We start from the raw sequence: 23,891 nt of genomic DNA, 5'->3' as shown, positions 1-23,891 counted from the left end.
CGTCAACCAGACCCAAGCTCAGCGGAAATCGGAATAAAGCCGGACCGCGTGAGCAATGACCTCGGGCGGCGGTGGCGATTGCAGCTAACGGGCGAACCGTTCATACCGTCGCCCTATGCTCCAAAAGCTGACCGCCAGTTAACGTAACACCGCCTGCATACCTGCTGTGTCTGCTTGTGTAGGTCCAATGCCGTCACAGCTCGCGTACAGCGCTCCCGCTATGCCTCTATCGCGATGGTGCCAACGCACTCCGTTTGGACTTCCCGTCAAACGCTAGCGACAGGTTGAGATTATGGTGCAACATCTGATTCTCTGGCTCTGCTTCGAGAGCTTGGCGGTATAGCGCTTGTGCCGCGTCATGCCGCCCCTCGTTATCCAAGACAACTCCCTTCGCATTCAATGCACGCAAATTTCCTGGGACGGCAACTAAGACGCTGTCGAGTACCTGAAGCGCCTCATGCGCGCGTTCCTGCGCCAGCAAGGCCTTCGTAAGACGGATTGCCGCATCGACATTGTCCGGATGCTGCTTCAGATCATCCCGCAAAGCCTGCACTTGAGAATCCTGACTGACTGCGCGCCAAATGCGTTCGCGCATAGCCGGATCGATGTTATTGGCGCCCAGCAACTCTGGTGGCGATGTCTCCTTCACTGAAAGACCCGGCTTATTCCAGCTAGTGCAACCCGCGAGAGGCAGAATGGCGAGCACTGCGAAGAGAACTGAGTACGGCGCAGCGACTGCATTCTCATGTGAATTCATGCTTGGTTTTCCCTATCATCGAGCGCTTTGGCTGTCAGTTGGCGGCAACGCCGATATTGCGCGGTTTCCGTGACGTTCCAATATTGGTTCCAGTCGGAGCTTGATCGATCCGGCGGGCTGAATCGTGAAGTCGGAGGCGAGGTCCTGATAAGACAGAACAGCAAGATCGATCCCGTTTCGGCTTAGAAAACCGCGGACGAAACGTCGGACATCCATTGAAGTCAATACGACAGGGAGGGTCTGACCCGGTGCTGCGCTGGAAAGGATCTGACGCATCTGTGACAGCAGCGCTTCGCTTTGCCGATCCTCTAACACGAGATATGGGCCTGCAGCCGAATCCCGAACGGCGCTGCGCATGAAATCCTCAGTCTCACGTTCGATAACGAAGGCGGGCACGATTCCGTGTGTGGCATAGCGGTGACAGATCTGCCGCTTCATGCCAGAACGAACGTATTCCGTGAGCAGTGCGACGTTTTGCTCACGTTCGCTCCATTCGGCCAATGCCTCCAAGACGAGTCGGGTATTGCGGATGGGGATACCTTCATCCAGCAGGCGGCGCAGCACATCGGCAATCCGAGGGATCGGCGTGGTGCGCAGCACCTCCTTCACCAGATCAGCGTATTCCTGCTCCATGCGACCCAGCAAATGGCGGGTTTCTTGGATGCCCACCAAGCGCGGTGCATAGCGGGTCAAGGTCGCATGGATACGCAACGCGAGGCGTTCGCTGGGACGGTGATGCCCGATGCCGGCGGCATTGAGAGCCGGCGCATGGCTTTGTTCGACCCAGATTTTGTCCATTTCTGGATCATGCCGAAATGGGATGCCGCTCGATTCAATGCTCGCCAGATCGTCTGTGAGGGTGAGCTGTGTCGGATTAATCAAATCCTGTTCGACTGGCACGCCCTCGACATCTATCCTGAATTGCGACTCGGGCAGCTGCTGGTCGACCGCGACCGGGATGCGCGGAACGACAATGCCGAGATCGGCCGAGACTAGTTGCGAAACGCGTGCAATGTGCTGTTGCAATTCAACTTGGTCGATCGCATGCGTAAGGCTCGGCGCAAGGAAGAAGGCGATCGGACATGCCTCTGCACGGACGGTTTCCTTCTCTACTGGCGCTGCAGTTGCAGCATCGACCTTGCCGGCGCCCGGCACATCACCCTTGACAATGCTTGCCGCGGCGAAGACTGCGGCCAAGATCAGAAAGACGGGCAGGGGGAAACCAGGAACGAACCCCATCACAACCAAAACGCAGGCCGCCAGCCGCAATGCTCGCTTACTGGCGGTGAGTTGCTTGACTATGTCCGTACCAAGGTTGGAACTTGCAGCCCCAGTTACGCGAGTGACGATGGTCGCCGCCGTAATTGAGAGCAGCAGGGCCGGAATCTGCGAGATCAACGCATCACCTATCGTCAGCAGAGTATAGTGATGCAGCACCTCGCCGAACGACATGCCCTTCGAGAGCAGGCCGATCGAAATCCCACCCAGCATGTTGATGAAGATAACCACCAGCCCGGCAATGGCGTCGCCCTTCACAAATTTCATCGCGCCATCCATCGCGCCATAAAGTTGGCTTTCCCTCTCCAATGTGGCGCGCCGCCTGCGCGTTTCGTTGGCATCGATGTGGCCGTTGCGTAACTCTGCATCGACCGCCATTTGCTTGCCCGGCAGAGCGTCGAGCGTGAAGCGCGCCGCCACTTCTGCGACACGTTCGGCGCCCTTCGCGAGGACCATGAATTGCACCATGGTCACGACCAGAAATATGACAAAACCTACGACGATATTGCCTGAGATTACGAAATCGCCGAAGGTGTGGATGATGCTACCTGCCTCCCCCTCGGCCAGGATCAGTCGCGTCGTTGCGATGGTGAGCGCCAGACGGAATACCGTGGATATCAAAATGACGCCGGGCAACGACGAAAAATCGAGTGGCGTGCTGACATACAGGGCGACCAATAGCAGCAGTATGGCCAATCCCATATTGAATCCGATCAGCGTGTCGATCACCATGATCGGGATTGGCATGACCATCATAGCTACGGCTAGAAGCAGCATCAACGCGACCATTAAGTCCGGGTTGGCCGGCGCACGCTCGATGAAGTTACGCAAAACGTTGGCCATCCGAGGCCCCTCTATGATGGTTTGAGAATTGCTCTGCTGCTACGCAGCTTTCGAAGACCCATCAGAGGGCATCGCTTGCGCTTGAGAACGAGAGGCAGGCACGAGGACGTGCTTGCCAGGAGGTACCCAGTCTGTCCAGAACCGTAAGGGCCTCACCGCTGATGACCTTCGAGTTGAACGCATACGCGAAAAGCCGCAGCAGCTGTATATCCCGAAAACTACCGTGGGCAGCGAGCCGCAACCGGAGCAGCTAGCCTTTGATCAAGCTGCTCCGGTTCTGCCGGAGCAGCACAATTCGCCATAACTCGTCCCGCGGGACGACGATGCCTTCACGCACCGCACTATAGCGAGGCGACAGGATAGATGGGGCAGCTTGACCATGGCGTTCTCCTTAATATGGCCTGCGAACTTGGAAATCATTAATACGAGAGAGCAGCAAGGCGGCCATTTCGGCTGAGCAGCACACGACGGTCCTCGATCCGATCGACCATCCACCCATCATCCAAAAGGGCGCCGACAAAATACTTCTCACCAGCGATTACGACATACGGCACGGGCCCGCGCCAAACAGCTTCAACGGCGATTGCGGATGGCGCCTTCTCCTCTTTGATGACCACTCCATTGACCAGTGTTAGAGCGCCCTTCGTGCGATGATCGAACCACTGCTGAACCTTCTGCCAACCGATGACCGATGCAGACGTGACGGTCCCTTCAGCGGTCACAACACCCTTTGCGGAGCCGATCTTAATATTGAGCAGGCCCGCTTTGTCGACTTCCTGTTGCAGGTCTTTGGCCGCTGCCACGTTAGTCTGATCGTCAGCGCGGTTACTGCTCAGCTTGGACTCAAGGTCGGCACCAGGTGAATTGGCGCTCAATGCACCAGCGTTGCCGTAGTAGGAGAAAATGGCCGAGAGCGCGCCGATCCCGAGAGAGCCGAGTAACACCAAGGCAAGCACGGAGATGGAAAGACGTGGTATGCCGATCGCACTGGCTGGCGCAGCATCCTGCACTGACCAGAGAATGGACATCGCGCCTGCATGAATGACGACCGGAAGGGGCACCACAACGCACTCCCCTGCCGCAATATTCCTGTTGTCTTCCATCCTGAGGCCGGCTGCAAGCGCCTCGACCTCGATCGAATTGCCAAGAAGAGTCATACGAAAATGATGCGGCGCGAGTCCTTGCTCGACGAAGATTATATCCGCATCGAGGCCACTGCCGATCAAGCCCGTTTCTAGAGCCGCCTTACCGGTCAGTCCGCAATAGAGCCCCGACAGAACTTCGAAATGAAGGGAAACGGCGTCATTCAAGGATGATCTCCCGAACAAGAAGAGAAGCCGCACGGCAATTGCCATGCGGCTCATCTTGGTTCCACATCGCGCCACCTGGGGGGCACGTTCGGGGCTACTCTAGAGCCCCGCTTCCGACACTACTGAACGCGTTCGTCGGCCGCCTTCTTGATTGTGTTGAGGTTGGTCGTAAGAGTGCGCAGCTGTATACTCCTAGCCGTAGCCTCCAAGCTAACCGCCGTTAGCTCCGCGAGTTGCGCCTGGAACGCGGCAGCCCCAGCAGCTTTGGTAGCTACGTCTACAGCACCTGAAGCGGCAGTACTAGCCGCACTAGTAGCAGTACCTACTTTACTCATGTTGTTTTCCTTTCTGTTCAAACTGTGCCGTCACCAACAGCACGCACCTCCTGACGCGGACCATCCGACGTCAGGCATCCTCTTCAGTTTCTGCCATAGCATCCTCCGCTTCATCCATGGCATCGCTTGCAATTTGCAGCGCAACCGCACGAAGAGTGCTTTCGAACTCGCTTTGAACTGCAGCTTGGTCAGAAATGGTTGGACGATCCGCCGGTTCGCTCCCGCCAACCGGCCTGCTCTGACCAGAAGACCCGGTGGATCCTTGATGCGGCTGTCCATTCGAATGTCCATGGCCCTTTTGGGCCAAGGAAACACCGATGTTGCCACCTCCACTACCAATTGCTGCGACCATCAGTTACTCCGGCATCTGTTTCCATTGGCGGCGACGCGTAACAAGCTCAATCTCCTCAAGCTATGAGCGTGAGCTTTCGAGAAGCTGACGAGTCTCAACAAAATGCGGCGCTACCGCAAAATAAATGGTCGTGCACGATCTGGCCTTCGTGCGCGGCAAGGTCATGATGTGGACAGTCGGTTCTAGCGCGGCAGTTGTAGTGACGCGAATGATGTTGTCGCCTTAAGATGGCGCAAAGAAAGCCAGGACATGTCAGGCCGTGACTGAGCGCCCACCGTCGGTGCGGTCCTCCTCACAGGTGACGCCGGTTGCCGCCTGCCATCAGGCTGTGCTGTGGCCGTACTCCTGCTCTCCGCTCCCTCTTAGTCACCGATTGCACGCACGCGACGCCTGTTTGTGCCGGTATTAAACGTCTGCGATCCGTGCGTCGGCCGGCCAACCTACGGTGCTACTGCGTGCGCATCACCTGGATATCCATTCGGTCGTCCTACGCTTCCGGCGCGTCCAGGCTGCGCCACCGCGCTATCAATAGCCGCTGCCGGTCAGTGACCCGCCGGCCTGAGCGCGTCTGTGCTCCCCGCCTTCGATGCGAAGTTTTTTCAGCGGGCCACCAACGCAGCTTCGGGGAACTAAACGCGGTGTCCACTGGATCATTGCCATCCTTCTTGCGCGAGAGCGTTGACATCAAGCAGGGCGCCACGCCGGAATCGACGTGGCACGAAGAGAGGCGGCGGTTGCGTTCATTTGGGCCAGGCAGCGCTCGACGACCAAGCGTCTAAGGGTCACCGACAACGCTGAACGTATCTCCCCTGCATCGGAGCTAGACCATGACTGGTATTGGCCGAACCGGGAAATCGCCCATTTGGGAACCTGCAGCCGACCGCATCAGGGGAGGGCACGGCTCTCGCGCTGATCTTGTGAGGAGGCGCTGGGGTAGACGCACGTTCATGGGTTGTGGCGGGCTGTCGAGCAGGACTGGATCGTGTCCCAGGGAGTGGTGTAGCTGACGGCTTGGTCGCCGCGCTCTCCGGCATGGGGCCGGGATGATCAGCGTGCCACGGCTGGCAGGCTGATGAGAGGATCATCGCTCATTTGGCTGATGGTTTCCAGCGTCATGTATCTGGCGCGCTGGACGGCCCATTCATCATTCTGTTCAAGCAGCAACGCGCCGACGAGGCGGACGATGGCATCGTCATTGGGGAAGATGCCGACGACCTCGGTCCTGCGCTTGATCTCGCCGTTGAGGCGCTCGATCGGGTTGGTGCTATGCAGCTTGGCGCGGTGCTCCCTGGGGAAGGTCATGTAGGCCAGCACGTCGGGCTCGGCGTCGTCCATGATGGCGGCGAGCTTGGGCACCTTCGGCCGGATCTGGTCGGCGACGGCACGCCATTGGGTGCTGGCGGCTTCTGGCGTCTCCTCGGGCAAACGCGGTGGCGATGAAGGCGGAGACGACACGGCGCCCGCTCTTGCCGGCATGCGCCAGCACGTTCCTCATGAAGTGGACCCGGCAGCGCTGCCATGTCGCGCACAGCACCTTGGTGACGGCCGCCTTGATGCCTTCATGGGCATCGGAGACGACGAGCTTGACGCCCCTGAGGCCGCGGCGGGTCAGCTTGCGCAAAAACTCCGTCCAGATCGGCTCGGCCTCAGACGTGCCGACCTCCATGCCCAGCACCTCGCGCCGGCCGTCCGCGTTGACGCCGACAGCGATGATGACGGCGACCGAGACGATGCGTCCGCCGCGGCGCACCTTGAGGTAGGTGGCATCGATCCACAGGTATGGCCAGTCGCCCTCGATGGGTCTTTCAAGGAACGCTTTGACCTTGCCGTCGATCTCTTCGCACAGCCGTGAGACCTGGCTCTTGGAGATGCCGCTCATGCCCATGGCCTTGACCAGGTCGTCGACCGAGCGGGTCGAGATACCTTGGACGTAGGCCTCCTGGATGACGGCCGTCAGCGCCTTCTCCGCCATGCGCCGCGGTTCGAGGAAGCCCGGAAAGTAGGAGCCCTTCCTGAGCTTGGGGATGCGCAGCTCGACGGTGCCGGCCCGCGTCTCCCAATCGCGATCGCGATAGCCGTTGCGCTGAGCCGTCCGCAGCGGGTTCTTCTCGCCATAGGCGGCGCCGGTGGCGGCGCCCACCTCCAGCTCCATCAGCCGCTCGGCGGCAAAGCCGATCATCTCGCGCAAGATATCGGCGTCGGGGGTCTTCTCCACGAGCGTGCGCAGGTTCATCATGTCGTCGGTCATCGGTGGTTCCTTCGAATCAGGTTGGTGTCAGCAACCCGACCTTACCGGGGAACATCGATGACCGCCGCAAAGCCGCTCGCTCGCTACGGCGCTGTTGAGGGCGCGCTCGCGAGCGGCTTCGCTACCGCCGAGCTACACCACGTCTGGGGACGCGACCCAGGACTGATATGTTCTCGACGGGAACGTCCAGGATCGCCGCAGTACCAAGGCCGCTAGGCGCCTGCTCACCGTCTGTTGAACAACAGGCCTGGCACCAACGCGCATCATTACCGACAGCTGCGCTCCTACAGAGCGACGAAACGGCAGGTCATCCCGGATGTCGAGCACCGCGCGCACAGGGGCCCTAACATTGGGCCAAGAATTCCCACGAGCCGCTGCGAAAGCGCACGAGCAAGGCTTCCGTTCGCTGGAAAACCTGCAGCGCTTCTTCGATCTTCTCAACCTTCCGTAATCTGTTCGCGCAGCCGGCTCAAAGCGCTCCATCGCGTCAACGCTATCGCGGAATGGAAAGTTATGGCCCGAGCCCCCGCCTGACATTTCCGTCTGCGCTCCCTTCACGTCCAACTAAGATACCCCAATCGCTAACGCATGAGCCAGGTCGGTTTTTGCGTCCCGAGGAGCCCTTCGTCAGCTAATCGTCAGCTAGGCGGTCTAGACCTGCCACGCCAAGCCAGCCTGAACTCAATGCGAAACATAGGAGTGCGAATCGTCATGTATGGTCAATTGGTGGCTCGTCCGATGTGCACTACCCCCACTTTGGCTAAGCTGACCTTGGTAACCGCCCGGCGATCGGACGCAGAAGCCAAAGGCTTGCAGACATCGCTGCCCGGATGCGCTTAGCCGGAGCAGGTTCCAGCGGCAGCTCATTTTCGGCGTAAGTGGGCGAACAACCGTGCCGGTGAAAGGCAGCAAGCAAGCCTCCACTAGTCTCGGCAGAGGACAGAGAGCAGTGGTACAGGGCGCACCAAGCTCCCGCAGGTCAGGGCCTAGATCCACTACGGCTGAGCGACATCAGCCCCAACACAATGGGCGCATTCTTGCCAATATCGGAGATGTAATATGACGGGCATTGGTCGACCTGGCAGATCGCGCATAGGGAATGCTGGAGCCGACAGCACGTTGGGGGCGAGCAGTTCGCGCTCGCAATCCAGTGTTGCTCTTGGGGAAGGCAGTCAATCGTTCGGATCCGTTGTCGAGCGGATCCGCTCTGGGGCTCAAGATAGAGGGACGTCCTCCGCGCGCGGTGCCGATGATGCCCTGGGCGACGGGTCTTCCGGCCACTCCGTTGGCGCACATCGAACCCTGACTGCTGCGCCACGTGAAGCCGCTGCGCCACCTGCAGCGATTGCGCGGCAACGCGATTTTCCCTCAGTCTCGGAGGGTGGAGCAACGGCGTCCGAGGGCGGAGCTACGGCGCCTGTCGCCAGCCAGCCTCCAAGCTCGAGTGTGGCAGTTCCCATTTCCTTGACAGGCGAAGAAATCAACGCGGCAAAGATACGAATGCTCGGCCTGCTTAACGAGCTTGACGGTTGCCGTAATGCGGCCCTGCGCGGACACAATTCGTGGGAGGAGGCGCAAGATCAGATGGATCGGTTCATCAATGCAGGCTCGACAGTTCTGAACTACTACGCAAGCCTGCCCCCGGCAGTGGCGCGTAGCATTCTGTCCGACGATCGGGCGCGTGAATTCCGCGACGAAACGCTCAATCGGGCGAAGCACTGCAACATGTTGGCCACCAATATACTCTACGACTTGCGCGAAAAAAGGGAGGCTGCGGACGCGGTACTCCACAAGTTGCGCGCATCCAACACTCCCCGCGACCAGCTGAGCCGAGCAGTTTCCAGTGTGGCGAAGCACTATGTGGCCCTCATGGAGTGGTGGGAAAAGAAGCTGCGGCGCTGCGAACGGATGCGGTCCGTCTGCGCCGCCACTGCCAACTTACCGAGCGCAACGGCCGAGATGCGAGAGGGCGAACAGGCCGCACTGCGCCTGCACACCGGCTGGGCAGCGAATTTGAAGGTCATGGTGCTGCAATCGCGGGTCGCTCTCGCGCAGATCAAGATTGAGCCGCTGGCGAGCACGTTCGAAGCAGCCGTGAGGGAAATCCTCATAGGTGAGGACCGGAAGGTGCGTCTGCTGGGGACCTTCATCAGCGACGTTTTTCCGGCATTCCACTCGACCGGCGACGCTGTGATGTCCAGCGAAGGGCGCCCACTCGACGCAGAGCACTGCGCCGTGCTGGAAGGAGTCATGGAGCGGCTTTCGGAATTTGGATTGGCGTTGCACGACATGCTTGCCAAGTTAGGCGATGACCGAACAGGTGCCGGCCTCCCATTGGAACTGTTGGGCCAGATCGTGGACGACGCATGGATCACTGCGCACGAGGTCATGCACTTCCTGGAACTGCAGCCGAAGTCGCCAGCCATCATTGCATCGCCGGCAGCCGCTGGTGCTGCAAAACCGGCCGGCACTGCCGGCACGGCTACAATCGCCGAAACCTTGGCACAACAACTGCAGACCAAAGCCATCATTGCACCGCCGGCCGACGCTCGCGCTGCGATACCGGCCGACACTGCCAGCGAGGCTGCAGGGGCCCAAGGCACTGCAGTGGGCAAGAAACGGAAAGCGAACGGGAAAGGGAAAGACAAGCAGGCCGCTGGCGCCGGCACTTCGGCCGCCGGTGCTAGCTCTTCGGCCGCCGGCCAGCCGGAGCCGCAAGTCGCTGCAAACGACGGCGATCCGGCGCCAGCAGCCAAGGTTGTCGTGCTTTCCGATCTAGGTACGAAAAAGCTCGTGAGTGCGGAGGAGGCGCCGGATGCGAGTGCGTCGGTGGCGGCTGCACGCTTGGCGATCTGGCAGGCCCCGGCTTCGGAGCAGATGCTGGCACGGTTGGCCGAACTCCTGAAGTTCGATCTGGCTGGTCAGCAAAAGGCCGTCTCGCAAGCGCGCCAGATGAAACCCGAGAACGCCGAACACGTCGTGGACACCGTGGTCGAGCGTCTGCAGACCCAGGCCGCCGAGATGCAGGCCTGTCTGGCCGCGTTTAAGCAGCATGATAGTCTCCTCCGACTCTCGCCTTCGCAAGTACCCAAAGTGCACGAAGACACAGAACAGCTCAAGAGAATGTTGGGCCAGGCGCAGGGACTGGCCAAGGCTTTGAAAGAGCAAAAGGCCACGATTACGATCGAATGCATGAAGACCTACGCATTTCCGTCGCAGAAGTACCTTGAACACTTGCGGCAGGCCAAGGAGTTGACGCCTGCGGATCCACCGCAGCCGTTGAGGGGGGAGCCAGGGACGCTATTCGAAATCCGGCTGCAGCCCAAGGCGCTGCGCAATGGTGCAATGCCGAAACCGATGTGGGTGCACATCCATACGAAGGAGTCGGTACATGCGGGGCAGTTGGCGACGCTGAATGACGCCGACTTCGTCGCTTGCCACGTCAAATCCAATGAACAGCGCGGCCACAATCGCCAGTGGCAGGACGCCCGGGCTGCGATCGGTCACGAGAACGTCGTAATCCACCGCGGCAAGCTCACCCCTGCGTTCTGCAAGTCCCTGTTGACCGGAGGGCTCAGCGGCCACCCACGCCATCCGCTTGCTGCGGTGGAGCACCGGTCGACACCGGCTGCTCGACACGCGATATAGTCGGGGGCTCGCAGTTAAGTGCCGCTTGTGGTGACACCATGAGTCATACCTCCGAAATCTGGAGGCCAGAGGGTCGTTGGTCCAGATGCTGGCAGTTGAGCCTCTCTGGTCTTGAGCCAAACAGCGTATGCCGCGAACTGCACGGGTTGCCGGCCCCGCACCTCAACTATCGCAAAAAGGGCGAGCGGCGCTGGTGCGCGGAACACCCCGGCCAAAACTTGCCTGAAGCGGACGCCCGATTTGAGCTGTCGCGTCGAAGGAATTGCAGATGACGCTTCATGACGTTGCGCTCGACGACAAATTCGACCTTTCCAAGGAGCGCATCTTCCTGTCGGGCGCGCAAGCGGTCGTGCGTATGCTCCTCATGCAGCGCGAGCGCGATCGCCGCGCGGGGCTTAACACCGCCGGCTTCGTTTCGGGCTATCGCGGCTCGCCGCTCGGCGGTCTCGACCTCCAGCTCTGGAAAGCCAAACGGCAGCTTGCCGACGCCAGCATCGTTTTCCAGCCCGGGCTGAACGAGGAACTGGCCGCTACGGCCTGCTGGGGTACGCAGCAGACGGAACTGCTCGGCGAAGGCAAATATGACGGCGTTTTTTCGATCTGGTACGGCAAGGGTCCGGGCGTCGACCGCTCCGGCGACGTTTTTCGCCACGCCAATCTCGCCGGATCGTCCAGGTATGGCGGTGTGCTCGCCCTGATGGGCGACGACCACATGGCGGAATCATCCAGCAACGCGCACGCCACCGAGTTCGTGTTCGTCGATACCATGATCCCAATCCTCAATCCGGCGGGCGTGCAGGAACTGATCGAATACGGCCTTTACGGCTACGCCATGTCGCGCTTCGCCGGCACCTGGGCGGCGATCAAATGCGTCAAGGACAATATCGAATCGACGGCTTCGGTGGATGCGTCGCTCGACCGGCTGAACATCATCATCCCCGAGTTCGACATGCCGCCCAGCGGTTTGAATATCCGCCACGAGCTCGACCAGCTCGGCCAGGAAGCGCGTCTGCACGAACACAAGCGTGCCGCAGCGGCGGCCTTCATCAAGGCCAATGATCTCAATCGAATCGTCTATTCGGGCGGCCGAAATCCGAAGATCGGCATCATCACCATCGGCAAGAGCTATCTTGACGTACGCCAGGCGCTGGAGGATATCGGCGTCGACGAAGCCCGCGCCAACCAGCTCGGCGTGCGGCTGTTCAAGATAGGCTGCCCGTGGCCGCTCGACTTCGAGCACATTGCGGATTTCGTGCGTGGCCTGGAGAAGGTGATCGTCGTCGAGGAGAAGCGCTCGCTGATCGAAGTCCAGCTGCGCGAGAGCCTCTACAACACGGCCATGCAGCCCATGGTGATTGGCAAGAAGGACGAGCGCGGCGGCTGGCTTTTCCCGGCCAAGGGTTCCCTCGACCCGAATGATATCGCGATCGCGCTCGGCGAGCGCATCGTCGAGACGATCGGACCGTCGGAGGAGATTTCTGCACGGGTCGCTCGGCTAAAGCAGTTCCAGGCGATGCTTGCCGACAAGAAGGACATTGGCGCGCGCACGCCATTCTTCTGCTCCGGCTGCCCGCACAATTCCTCGACCAAAGTGCCGGAAGGCTCGATCGCCACCGCCGGCATCGGCTGCCACTTCATGGCGCTGTGGATGGACCGCTCCACGGTCGGCTTCACCGCGATGGGCGGGGAGGGCGCGCAATGGGTCGGCCAGGCGCCGTTCTCGACGCGCGAGCACATCTTCCAGAACCTCGGCGACGGCACCTATAACCATTCCGGCTCGCTGGCGCTGCGCTTCGCGCTCGCCTCGGGCGCGAACATCACCTATAAGATCCTCTACAACGACGCCGTCGCTATGACTGGTGGCCAGCCGCTTGAAGGCAATCTGACCGTCGACATGATCGCGAGCCGGTGCACGCCGAGGGCGTCGAGCGCATCGCCATCGTCACCGACGAACCCCGCAAGTATGCCGCCGCCGGGATAGGGTTTCCGGCCGGTTCCACCATCCATCATCGCGATGATCTCGACCTGGTGCAGCGGCAGTTGCGCGAGGTGAAGGGCGTGTCCGTGCTGCTTTATGACCAGACCTGCGCGGCCGAAAAGCGCCGCCGCCGCAAGCGGGGAACCTTTCCGGGCCCCGACAAGCGCGTCATCATCAATGAGCTCGTCTGCGAAGGCTGCGGCGATTGCGGCGTCCAATCCAACTGCGCCTCGATCCAACCCGTCGAAACTGAGTTCGGCCGCAAGCGCCGCATTGACCAGTCGAGCTGCAATAAGGATTTCTCCTGCGTCAACGGCTTTTGCCCGTCCTTCGTCACCGTGCATGGCGCGAAGATTCGCAAGGCCGAAGGCATGGCAGGAAAATCCGATCCGCTCGAAGGCGTGCTGGAGCCACAGCTTTTTGCGCTCAATGGCGACGGCTGGTCGTCGATCATCGACGGCGTCGGCGGCACCGGCGTCGTCACAGTCGGCGCCATCCTCGGCATGGCGGCGCATCTGGAGGGCAAGGGCTGCGGCATGATCGACATGGCGGGCCTGGCGCAGAAGGGCGGGGCGGTCTTTTCACATGTCCGCATCGCAAAAACCCCTGAGGATATCCACGCCATCCGCGTCTCGGCGGGCAAGGCCGACCTCGTTCTCGGCTGCGACCTGGTCGTGTCGGGCAACAAGAAGGTGCTGGCGGCGGTGCGCGAGGGCCATACGATCTTCGTCGCCAACACCGCCGAGATCATGCCGGGCGACTTCGCGCGCTCGGCCGATTTTTCGCTGCCCGTGGAGCGGCTGAAGGAGGCCATTCGCGAGGCTGCCGGCGAAAAGGCGCATTTCTTCGACGCCACGCGCACTGCGTCGGCGCTGTTCGGCAATTCGCTCGGGGCCAACATGTTCATGCTGGGCTTTGCCTACCAGCATGGCGGGCTGCCGCTGCCGGCGGAGGCGATCGAACGCGCCATCGAACTCAATGGCGAGTCGGTCGCCATGAATATCGCAGCTTTCCGCTGGGGACGGCGCGCGGCGCATCAGCCGGATTTCGTCAAAGGAATGCTCGGCCGGCCTGGCCAGGCGGCGGAGCCCGGTATCGCACAGACGCTTGACGAGATCGTCGCGCGTCGAGTGGAGTTCCTGACCGCCTATCAGAACGCCGCCTATGCGAAGCGTTACGCCGATCGTGTCGCGGCCGTCCGCAAGGCCGAGCAGGCAGTCTTGCCGGGCTCCGCCCCGGTCGCCGAGGCCGTGGCGAAAAACCTCTTCAAACTGATGGCTATCAAGGACGAGTATGAAGTCGCCCGCCTCTACACGGACGGATCGTTCCAGCACCAACTGGCGGCGCAATTCCAGGAATACGACCGGCTGGAATTCCACCTCGCGCCCCCGATCATGGGCCGGCGCGGCGCGGACGGAAAGCCAAAGAAATCAAGTTTCGGGCCGGGGATGATGAAGGCATTCAGCCTGCTTGCGTCGCTGAAGGGCCTGCGCGGATCAGCGCTCGATCTGTTCGGCTATTCCGCCGAGCGGCGGACGGAGCGCGGCCTGCTCGCAAGCTACGAGGCCGATGTCGACCGCATCGCCCGCATCCTGACGCCAGCGAAGTTAGAGGCGGCTGCTGCCTTGGCGTCAGTCCCGGCTCTCATTCGCGGCTACGGCCACGTCAAGCAGGCCAGCGTGGAAAAGGCTGCGGGAGAGCGGGCCAGGCTTCTGGCGCGCCTTGAAAGCGCAGAGGCGAAACCGGAGCCGGAACGGCGGAACAAGCCGCTTTCTGTGGCAAGTATATCCCTGTACAATCCGACCTTAACGTAAAGATTGCCCTGGTACGCGCATGATCCTCTTTTAGGCGATTGTGGCAAAGCTTGGCTCCCGACGAGCTCGAACAATTTGCGGCGCGCATGCGCCCTGCTTCGAGTACCGGCGGCGCGTGGCGTTCGCCATAGCCGCCATAGGCGTCGGCCTGCAGGATCGCGGACCAGGTGCCAAGATGGGCCCGTGGATGTTCGGCACGCCGGTAGCGCGAATAATGAAACAGCCCGGCGGGCGGATCGACACCGCCGAACTTGGACATAGACCCGCAGCCTGCCAGTATCGGTCTTGCCCTTGGCGAGGACCGGCACGTTTGTATCGCCGCCGTGCCATCGGTCGGCGAGGAGGACTTGAGGCTCGATCGACGATGGATGGGCACGAGCGCGAATGTGGCCGCGCCAACCTGGTCGGCGAGCGTCGGCAGGCTGAGCGGCACTCCTTCACGCGCGAAACACCCGGTCCTGGCGGTCTAATGGCTAAGGCCTCTCAAGTCGCCGCGATCGAGGTCGATCCGGTGATACGCCCTCCTGCATCCGTCTGCCCGGTGGCACTACGCGTGCAGGGATATCGGACGAGCTACCAATTCGACCATACGAGGCGGTCGCCTACTACGCCAGCTTCGGCTACAAGGCGAAAGCCTTCGCGAGGATTGCCGCATCCTTGGGCTCAAGCCCATCCGCATCAAACCTACACGCAAGACCAACGCAAGGCCGGGCGCTTCATCAAGCGTGGTCTTGGGGAATAGGCCTATGCCGTCCCATGCCCGACTTCCCATGATCGCGCCGTCGAGCTGCCTGCCTGGCTTAATGGCTAGAATAGTGGAACAGACCGCAGCCTAATCCCACAACGCCAATCAGCAGACTCGGCCTCACCGAGGACAGCCTGTTGAGGCGCCACATCTAGGCTAAGCCTGCGGCGAAGAGTGCTCTCGCGACGGGCTCGAAATGTTGCCTGGGAACGGCGTTGCCCAGTTTCGTTGCGCTGATGAGCTGATGCGCTAGGACATGATCATCGACAATAGTGAGATGTAGCGCCTGCGCCTCACAGAACATGTGCGAAGCGGCCTCGCCCTCGGCGCGGCAAACTAGGACCGGCACCCCGGTCTCACCACGAATGTAGCGAAGACCGACCAGTATCGCCTTTCCTCTGAAGATCAACGTGGCGCGATTCAACCCAAGCGGAGGCTCGCCAGCCGTCTCGTCGCGGATGCGACGCCGTTCACTCTTCAACTCTGGCGTCCCCTGCTGTTCCTTCAACTCGCGCGTCACTTCGGTCTTGGTCATGCGCATTTCGCGCAGAAACAACGAACGCTGCAACAGGAGATCGATCAGCCCGCCCACCAGAAGTGCACCAGCGCCAATCCCCATCAGCAGTTTCGCCTCCGTAAAGACCAAGCCGAGACAGCCCATGCCGCAGACTGGCAGATAGATCACCGTCTTCCACATGCCGAAAAGCAAGATAAGAAAGGTGGTGCTGAGGACCACTACCTTAAACAGTGTTTTCCCAAGCTCGACTGCTGAACGCGCAGACACCATGCGTTTCAGCCCTTGAAAAGGGTCAATCTTCTCAAACTTGGGCTTCATAGGCTCGAGAGAGAAGACAAATCCACCATTGGCTATCAATCCCGCCAAAATTACCGCGGCGACGAGAGCTCCAAGCAGCGGGCCAACGGCCCCCAGGGTGAGTTCGATCAGCAGGACCAATGCCTGCCGGACCGCGATATCGAAAGGAAGGTTCTGCAGCTTGTCGACCAGTAATAGCGCTTCCTGGCATTTGTCTTCGATCACGCTCCCTCTCAGCCAAAGGTAGCCGAACCCAGCGCAAGTGCCGGCCGCGCGGACGAAATCGGCGCTGCGCGGTATCTGCCCGTTTTTGCGCGCTTCCCTTAGCTTCGTCGGGGTGGCGGCGTGATTCTTTTCTTCACTCGTGTCGCTCATTTCAGCAACTTGCCGAACCACTCAAGCGCGCCATTCGCTTGTGCAATCTCCAGTTTCATGCCCTCGACCAGATAGGCGGTGTAGGTGACCATGATAATCGGAAAGCCGATATTCTTGAGCGTCGGGGACAGTTGGCTCGACTTGAATTGCGGCGCAAAGCGACGGAGTATCATCATTGATACATCCACCAGCAGCAGGAAGATCACGACAGGGCCGGAGACCAATAATGTCGTGCGCATAATGTGGTCGAGGAGCCCTAATAGCTCCATTGCTCCTTGCGGGCTCAATGTGGGGTGAAACCGAAAAACGGGCCAGATCAGGTAGCTGCCATAAAGAGCACTGATGACAGCCTCCATACCTCCTGATGCGACGAAGATCGTTATTGCAGTGATCCCGAGAAAAACGCCCATAGCGGAAGCCTGGCTGTTCGTCGCGGGGTCGGTCGGAGCGGACGGGCTGGTGATGCCACGTTGGTTATCGATAAACTCACCAGCCGCCTGAAGGCCCCATAGGGGGATGCCGAGCAAAGTGCCAAGTAGCACGCCGACAAAAACCTCCTTCAAACCGAGCAGAGTTACATGGATTAGAACCGTTTCAGGATCCAGCGCGTGCAGCCCGTCGCTCACGTGTGCCAAGCACGGCAGTCCGAAGGCAACAGCCAGGCAGCTGCGGATCAGCCCACCGACCTGAGATCGTGTAAATACAGGAAGTATCAGCATAATGCCTATCGCGCGGGCTGCGCCAAGACTGGCCGCAACGACGAGCTCGAGAGCCGCATGGATCAGGATTTGAATCTCGCCCGATGACGCATACATGGCGGAGGCTAGTAGCTTGGTGTCATTGCGGGAAACTCAGTAAAGATCTGGTCGGCAAGCTCTATGAGCGGGGCGCTCAGCACAGGGGCAAACAGGCCAATTACCGCGACAACGACCAGAAGCTTCACCGTGAGCGGCAGGCTTTCATCCTGAATCTGCGTTGCCGCCTGGATGATGCCAATGCCCAGGCCAACAACCACCGATGCAATGAGCGGCGGCAGAATCCAGATCATGAAAACCATCAAAGATTGGCTCATAAGTGTGACAATAGTCGATTCAGTAATAGTTAACCTCCCGGTATCGTGTAACTCAACACAAGTCCGTGCATCAATCTCGACCAGCCATCAATAGCGACAAACAAAAATAGTTTGAAAGGTACAGATATAACCGTCGGGGATACCATTGACATGCCCATCGCCATCAAGATTGTCGTTACGATAAGATCGATGACGATAAAGGGCAGATAAAGGAGAAAGCCGATTTCGAATGCACGCTTGAGTTCTGAAATTAGAAAAGATGGTACGAGAATGGCAAAATCATCAGGTGTGGCTTTGGCACGCATTTCCTCTGGCCAGACTTTTTCAGTCGAGGAAAGGAAAAATCGCCGCTGCTCTTCGTTCGTGAACTTCTTGAGATGATCGCGCAAGGGTTCACTTCCTTCTTGAGCGGCGCTTATCCAGTCATCGATCGTCTGATAACGCAGTTTCGGATCTGTGAGGCGATCATAGGTCTGTTCAATAACAGGCGCGCTAACGAACATGGTGAGGATCAATGCCGCGGCGTATAGTACCACGTTCGGTGGTATCGTCTGGGTCCCGAGCGCATTGCGGACGAGGAATAGAACAACCGATACCTTTACGAACGCCGTGGTCGTGGCGACTGCTAAAACCAGCAGCCCGAGTCCGGCGGTAACCGCAAGAAGCGTCAGGACGGCCGGCTGAATCTCAGTCATTGCATGCCAATCTGCCGCAGAGTCTGATGCCCAGCTCATCTCCGATGCGCACAATGTCGCCACGCCCGATACGCCGACCATTAGCAACTATGTCGACTGGACCATCGATCGGCCGACCAAGTTCGAAAACATGCCCTTCGCCGGCACTCCTCAATTCTCCTAGAGGGATAGGCCAGCGGCCGCATTCAAAGACAAGCATGATCTCGATTTCGTCGAGATCGGCTTCCGACGGCCTTAGTTGAGATTCGGGTTGTTTCATATGCGCATTCTCCAACGGGCACGATCGCGGGCGGAAAGGCGCCCGCAGGATTAGGTGGTCGCCCTCATGATCTGCCTCGGTCCATAACTGACCCACTGATAGGGTGATCTGGCCACGGCCGAACGGCGCTATGTCTGGTATCAGAGCATCACCGGCACATGCTCTTCGAAGAAGCGCCGCCGGAGCGCGAAGCGTGCCGATCTCTCCTGCAACTATGACCGGAAGCTCTGTGGAAAGCCCGCGCGGCTGTCGCGGCAACTGCCCAATCAGTACGCCCAAGGCGCGGAACGCAGACGGCACCAAGCCATCAAGAGGCGAGAACAGGCACAGACGACCCTTGCCACTGACGGGACCGAAGACGATATCCAGCTCGAGATAAGGTGCCGGTGTCATGGCTTCACGCACGCAAAGGAGGTGCACGCTCCGCTGTGTCCTGAGCTCCAGGCGAGCTATCAGCGGCTCGAGTGCAAGTTCGAGAATGAGCGAAGCAGTTGGCTCGGAAGGGAAAGCAAGGCCACTCTGCACTGTCGAGACGAGCGCCTCTACAAGCGGTCGGGACAGCGACAAGACGACCGTTTCACCTCCCACCCGCCAAATGCAGTCAAGCATCGGAATGGCAGTAGGTTCCTGCTGCCACACAACTCCGCCCATCCGCAGCGATAGCGACTTGTCGCCGATCCGGCTCTGAAACGGCGTGCGGGAAGTCGCTATATCATTGAGCCACGAGGCGACCTCGTGGGACAGTGTTAGCGCTGGTTCGAGTATAGCGGGTCTGACCACAGTGGTTACCAAAGCGGCTCTAAACTGCACGAGCGCGTCATTCACAGAACCTGCGGTTATCGGATCTGGTTGCGGGACATCTGGGCGAGAGAAACCCTCCCATACCGAAGCAACATTTCATCGTCGGCCTCTATCTCGCCTGCGGCATCCGACTGAATATCGACCGCGCGCCTGACGTCATCGTCGATTTGTTGCCATTTGTGCGTTGCCGCCGAACATCTGACCCATAGCTCCCTCTTCTCAGATGCCGCTATCTCGGCCTTTTCTTGAGCAAGGCGTGCATCATCAAGCATCTGGCGTTTGAAAGCGATCTCAGCCGCAAGCCGGTCAATACAAAGGTCGTGACGGTCGAGTGCTGCGCTGGACAAGCTGTCGAGCGTCATCAGCTCTTGGTAGAGCGCTGCTTCGGCCGAAGCGCAATGTTGCTGTGCGATTGCAAGCCCCTGCGAGGCATTGTGTACGGCTAAGGTGGCCATATGGCGCTCGGTTTCCTTCTTGGACAGCTCCCTACGGGCACCATGCTCTTGCATTTCCTTCAGGAGCCGTAACTTCGAGGCCTGAACACGATTCACGCGGTCAGACGCGACATCCATGCGACCGTCTCCTCGAAATGCGACGCCTCGCCTTCGGTCTGGCACAAAAATTCCCTCAGCTCGCCAATCGACGCGACAGCCCGGTCAGTTAGGGGATCGCCGCCTTGCTTGTATTCGCCGACATTGATCAAAAACTCGTTCTCGGCATAGCGCGACAGGAGATCGCGGAAGAAGGATGCTGCCTTGCGATGTGTCCCAGAAACGACCGCATCCATCACGCGGCTGCGACTCTGCAGCACATCGATAGCGGGGAAATGCGATCGCGCCGCGATAGCGCGTGAGAGGACGACATGGCCATCGAGAATGCCGCGCGATTCCTCGGCGATTGGATCACCTGTGCCATCACCTTCGACAAGCACAGTGTAGAAGGCCGTGATCGAGCCGCGCTCACCCATGCCGGCCCGCTCCAGCAGGCCTGGCAGCATGCCAAACACGGAAGGAGGGAAGCCCCGTCGGGTCGGCGGCTCACCAGCAGCGAGGCCTATTTCTCGCATGGCGCGGCAGAAGCGCGTCAGCGAGTCCATCATGAGAGCGACGCGTAGTCCCTGTTCGCGAAAATATTCGGCGAGCGCAGTCGCCATAGGAGCACATTGCGCCCGCTCCACTGCTGAGCGGTCGGACGTTTCAACGACAACGACCGTACGGCGCAGGCCGGCCTCCCCAAGATGCCGCTCGATGAATTCACGAACTTCACGTCCGCGTTCGCCTATGAGGGCGACTATGACAACGTCAGCGGCGGCACCTTTTACGATCTGCGACAATAACGTCGACTTGCCACAACCAGGCTCGCCATAGATCCCGATCCGCTGGCCCTCGCCGCATGTCAGGAGACCATCCAGGGCACGGACTCCGAGCGGGAATGGCCGCTCAACAATGCGCCTTGTCATCGGATTGGGTGCCCTGCCGCGCAGCGGACGAGTTTCGGCCGTTTTAACTTCGCCTTTGCCGTCAAGTGGACGGCAACGGCTGTCAATCACGCGGCCGAGCAAATCGGGGCCGACTGGCACTTCACGCATTCGTCCGGTGGCCACGACTTCTGTGCGGCTGGACAGGCCGACCAAGTCGCCGATCGGCGTAAGCAACACCCCATCATCCAACAGGCCGATCACCTCGGCTTCCAGCGACAGTCCGGTTCGCGGATCCTGTAGGAGACAAATTTCCCCAATACGAGTGTCCGGCAAGACAGCATGGACCAGTGTACCGATAGCCCGCGTGATCCGTCCGCGCACCACACGCGTGTCGATTTGCTTTGCTGCAGACCTCAAAGACGAGATCGCCGGATCGGGAGCCCGGATGCCAGCGAAATTATTATGCTCTGGTACCGGCGTGGTCACGGTTCGCCTTCCTCAGACAGCAACCCGAAGCCGAGACGCAGCGCGCGCATCTGTGCGTCAAGTCCCAGATCGACATTGCCATACTCGCTCCACAGCACGCACTGTTGAAGCGACAACGTCGGATCCGGATCGATCCGAACCCTCGGCCGACCCTCCCTTCCGTCGCATCCAGCAAACTCGCGCGCGAGCATATCGACTTGCATGGGGCATACATGAAGGCAAACTTCCGCGCCGCTGTATTTGCGCTCAATGGCGTGACGAACAGCCCTCACCAACAGCTCACCCGGGTCGAAAGCGCCCAGAATATCGCTTAGGACCTCCATCACGAGCTGTGGCAGTTCCTGCTCCAGAACCGCCTTTCGTTGCGCCACTTCGGAGACTGTCCCCGCAATCAGCCGTGCCAACTCCTCCGCGCCTGCATTCAAACCCTCGATTTGGCCGCGCGCCCGCTCACGCTGATAAGCGGCGCGTGCCCAACTGCGAACCCGCTGCTGATGCCGTTCTGCCGCAGCGCGCGCTTCTGCGGCGCACTGCCAGATTTCGAGCTCACTTGCCGGTATCAGTGGCCCAACCGGGCGCATTTGCGGTGCGACGGGCGCCGCGGAAACATCGGCTGTCATAGCGCCGGGATCTCCGTCTCAAAATGGGCTAGCACGAGCGAAAACAACTGGCCTGAGGCATTGCCGTGCTCGGGCGCTGGATTCTCGGCGGCTGTCCCGAGGGGCAACCGTAGAAGCACGCGGTTACGCTCAAGCACTGGACTCTGATCGAGCCAAGCACCAAGGCAGGCATGTCCATCGTGTTCAATTTGGAGCGCGAGTTTTTTCGGATCCGCGATCAAACTGCCTGTGATCGCATACGCCAGATGTCGGATGCCAAAAGCGTGCGCATCAGCGCCGATATGTTCAACTAGCACCGTGAGGTGACGTTGTGAAACAAGCTTCAGCAGCGAACGAGCATGCCAAACACTACCCGCAAAGAGGGCAGCCCGACGCGGGTCATGCCCCTGCAGAAGATCCGGCCAGCCGCATCCGTTCGAATCCGTGTCATTGTCAAGCAGCAATTCTGCCAATTTTGGCTGCAGCCTGGCACAGGTCTGCAACTGCACCACTGTCGCAGCCGATAACGTCGGATCCAGACAGGCGGCAAGACGAGTCGGATGGGCCGAAGCAGCAAGCTTGCTCCAGTACGCGGAACGCAATTGCGACGAATGATCGCGATCGCTAGTCTGCATCGAAATGGGCATTGAGAATATCACCTATGCCGCACGGCCAATGATTTTTTTTCGAATGGCCTCGACAGCGGAAACACCCGAGCGGCCCCCGATCTTGGATAATTCGCCCGATGATTGTCTGCGCCGATGCCGAAGAACACTTGCTAAGAGATAGCACGCCACAGCGAATACAGCTGCGGCAACACCCATCACGATCGCCAGAAGTGGCGCAGGAAAGGATTTAGACGCTTGGGCCAACGCAGTCGCCGGTACGGAGGGTTGCTCATGTACGGACCGTTCCACTGGCACCAAAACCACTTCGACCTTTTCGTAGGACAAGCCTTCGATGCTGTCGGCGACGAGCATCTTTATTTTCGGCAGCAGAACGGAAAGATTTGCTTTGGCGTCGTGCCGGATAAAGACCGAGGCCGAGGATGGCGTGCCGCCCGCTCGTAACAGGTCGTTATTCGGCAGAACGACATGAACACGTACTGAGAAGACGCCATCAATATCGCTGATCGTGCGCGACAACTCTTCGCTCAGAGCATAAACGTAACGGGCACGCTCCTCGGTCGGCGAGGCAATCAGTCCTGATCCTTCGAATATCTCGCCGATGTTCTTGAAAGACTGGCGCGGCAGCCCCTTGGCATTCAAGAGGTTGATTGAGAAGGCAAGCAGCTTTTCGTCGACCTGGATCGTGCTGGTCCCGTCCTTAGCGGCAACCCGGACCGCGTCAACTCCGTTGTCTATCAGAAGCGCGAGCATCTCATTCGCCTCGCGCTCCTGCAATTGCGCGTAGAGATCGACCTTGCAACCACTTAAGGCGAAGAGAAGTGGCAGCACGACAAAATGAAGCGATCGCCGACCAGACGGGCGACTACGCATGATTTCGCCATGGGCTAAGCCAATCATTCGCGCCGTTCATCCTTCTTTTATTAGTTTGTTCACCGATGAGGTGATGCCGCTGACACCTTTGGAAACAAGGGCAACCTGGGTGACGCCGTTGTAGAGATCCCGCAGACCAGCAACCATCGCTTCGAAGTCACCCCCTGCTCGCGGAACGTCCGACGTCCCCGTTGCCCCACCTTCGACCGGAAGCCTCTCAGCCGCACCCGGTAGAGCGCCCTTCGTTAGGGCTACCTGATGGTCGGGCGCGGCAGAAGTAACTGCATTGTCCCCGTGCATCGAAGAAATCGCCTGCAGCACGCGGTGTCCCAGTGGACTTGTCTGCGCAGTCGCGCGTTGAACATCCAAGGGCGGAGGAACAGGCGCCGCCGCAGCGGTATCGTTTTTCATCGAGGCAGCCGCCTGGGCTAGAGCGTGGTCAAAGTGGGCCTGCTCGCCGAATGACGGTGAGCCAACCCTGGAGAGACTGTCAGTAACACTGGCAGGGATCGACGTGACAGGCATCATCATACAAGGACTCGATTGCTTCTCTTTAACGTGTG

General features: G+C 59.9%; 16 protein-coding genes and 3 pseudogenes. 2 read left to right on the top strand and 17 right to left on the bottom strand.

Annotated elements, in window-relative coordinates:
- Positions 1-226: 226 nt before the first annotated feature.
- The 5 genes and pseudogenes from AC56QQ_RS31960 to AC56QQ_RS31940 all read right to left on the bottom strand — a co-directional run bounded on the left by AC56QQ_RS31960 (position 227) and on the right by AC56QQ_RS31940 (position 7,123).
- Positions 227-757, bottom strand: a complete 531-nt coding sequence (locus tag AC56QQ_RS31960) for a tetratricopeptide repeat protein (RefSeq protein WP_183465580.1) — start codon at positions 755-757, stop codon at positions 227-229.
- A 15-nt stretch (positions 758-772) separates the two neighbouring features.
- The gene (gene sctV, locus AC56QQ_RS31955; protein WP_497124677.1) at positions 773-2,878 is read right to left on the bottom strand and encodes a type III secretion system export apparatus subunit SctV; all 2,106 of its coding nucleotides are present in this window, start codon (positions 2,876-2,878) and stop codon (positions 773-775) included.
- Between the two features lie 419 nt (positions 2,879-3,297).
- Positions 3,298-4,188 carry a SctD/MshK family protein gene (locus tag AC56QQ_RS31950; protein ID WP_497129203.1) on the bottom strand — a complete coding sequence of 297 codons (891 nt, stop codon included), beginning with the start codon at positions 4,186-4,188 and terminating at the stop codon, positions 3,298-3,300.
- A 405-nt stretch (positions 4,189-4,593) separates the two neighbouring features.
- Positions 4,594-4,875, bottom strand: a complete 282-nt coding sequence (locus AC56QQ_RS31945; protein WP_497124676.1) for a nodulation protein NopC — start codon at positions 4,873-4,875, stop codon at positions 4,594-4,596.
- Between the two features lie 1,047 nt (positions 4,876-5,922).
- Positions 5,923-7,123 (bottom strand): annotated as a pseudogene (locus AC56QQ_RS31940) (IS256 family transposase).
- 1,464 nt (positions 7,124-8,587) lie between these two features.
- On the opposite strand from AC56QQ_RS31940, the gene AC56QQ_RS31935 reads away from it, so the two are divergent.
- Positions 8,588-10,771: a T3SS effector XopP-like protein gene (locus AC56QQ_RS31935; RefSeq protein WP_497124675.1), complete on the top strand. Its 2,184-nt coding sequence runs from the start codon at positions 8,588-8,590 to the stop codon at positions 10,769-10,771.
- A 268-nt stretch (positions 10,772-11,039) separates the two neighbouring features.
- A pseudogene (locus AC56QQ_RS31930) lies at positions 11,040-14,563 on the top strand (indolepyruvate ferredoxin oxidoreductase family protein).
- A gap of 109 nt (positions 14,564-14,672) precedes the next feature.
- Here the strand turns inward: AC56QQ_RS31930 and AC56QQ_RS31925 are convergent.
- From AC56QQ_RS31925 to AC56QQ_RS31870, 12 genes and pseudogenes are all read right to left on the bottom strand, one after another.
- Positions 14,673-15,011, bottom strand: a pseudogene (locus AC56QQ_RS31925) (IS66 family transposase); the annotation flags it as partial.
- A gap of 448 nt (positions 15,012-15,459) precedes the next feature.
- A complete protein-coding gene (locus tag AC56QQ_RS31920; RefSeq protein ID WP_183455256.1) occupies positions 15,460-16,497 on the bottom strand; it encodes an EscU/YscU/HrcU family type III secretion system export apparatus switch protein in 1,038 nt (345 codons plus the stop codon).
- Complete coding sequence (sctT, locus tag AC56QQ_RS31915; protein ID WP_497100508.1) at positions 16,494-17,312, bottom strand: type III secretion system export apparatus subunit SctT; 819 nt, start codon at positions 17,310-17,312, stop codon at positions 16,494-16,496. Before sctT ends, AC56QQ_RS31920 begins: the two co-directional genes overlap by 4 nt.
- Before the next feature lie 8 nt (positions 17,313-17,320).
- Positions 17,321-17,569, bottom strand: a complete 249-nt coding sequence (locus AC56QQ_RS31910) for an EscS/YscS/HrcS family type III secretion system export apparatus protein (RefSeq protein ID WP_183465589.1) — start codon at positions 17,567-17,569, stop codon at positions 17,321-17,323.
- 29 nt (positions 17,570-17,598) lie between these two features.
- Positions 17,599-18,264 carry a type III secretion system export apparatus subunit SctR gene (gene sctR, locus AC56QQ_RS31905; RefSeq protein ID WP_464615194.1) on the bottom strand — a complete coding sequence of 222 codons (666 nt, stop codon included), beginning with the start codon at positions 18,262-18,264 and terminating at the stop codon, positions 17,599-17,601.
- Complete coding sequence (gene sctQ / locus AC56QQ_RS31900) at positions 18,257-19,333, bottom strand: type III secretion system cytoplasmic ring protein SctQ (RefSeq protein WP_497101049.1); 1,077 nt, start codon at positions 19,331-19,333, stop codon at positions 18,257-18,259. The genes sctR and sctQ overlap by 8 nt, the downstream gene beginning before the upstream one ends.
- A 26-nt stretch (positions 19,334-19,359) precedes the next feature.
- Entirely contained in the window at positions 19,360-19,896 is a 537-nt protein-coding gene (locus AC56QQ_RS31895; protein ID WP_497124674.1) for a hypothetical protein, read from the bottom strand.
- Entirely contained in the window at positions 19,872-21,230 is a 1,359-nt protein-coding gene (sctN, locus tag AC56QQ_RS31890; protein WP_497100510.1) for a type III secretion system ATPase SctN, read from the bottom strand. Before sctN ends, AC56QQ_RS31895 begins: the two co-directional genes overlap by 25 nt.
- Entirely contained in the window at positions 21,227-21,850 is a 624-nt protein-coding gene (gene sctL, locus AC56QQ_RS31885; RefSeq protein ID WP_183455251.1) for a type III secretion system stator protein SctL, read from the bottom strand. The genes sctN and sctL overlap by 4 nt, the downstream gene beginning before the upstream one ends.
- Positions 21,847-22,476, bottom strand: coding sequence for a nodulation protein NolU (locus AC56QQ_RS31880; protein ID WP_497100511.1), 630 nt, complete (start codon positions 22,474-22,476; stop codon positions 21,847-21,849). Before AC56QQ_RS31880 ends, sctL begins: the two co-directional genes overlap by 4 nt.
- A gap of 12 nt (positions 22,477-22,488) precedes the next feature.
- Entirely contained in the window at positions 22,489-23,355 is an 867-nt protein-coding gene (sctJ, locus tag AC56QQ_RS31875) for a type III secretion system inner membrane ring lipoprotein SctJ (RefSeq protein ID WP_497100512.1), read from the bottom strand.
- A gap of 9 nt (positions 23,356-23,364) precedes the next feature.
- Positions 23,365-23,739, bottom strand: coding sequence for a nodulation protein NolB (locus tag AC56QQ_RS31870; RefSeq protein WP_497104029.1), 375 nt, complete (start codon positions 23,737-23,739; stop codon positions 23,365-23,367).
- Positions 23,740-23,891: the final 152 nt, after the last annotated feature.

This window comes from Mesorhizobium sp. RCAM 05099 (assembly GCF_059683685.1).
Note: the sequence above shows the minus strand (reverse complement) of the source record. Positions and strands in the feature narration are given on the sequence as shown.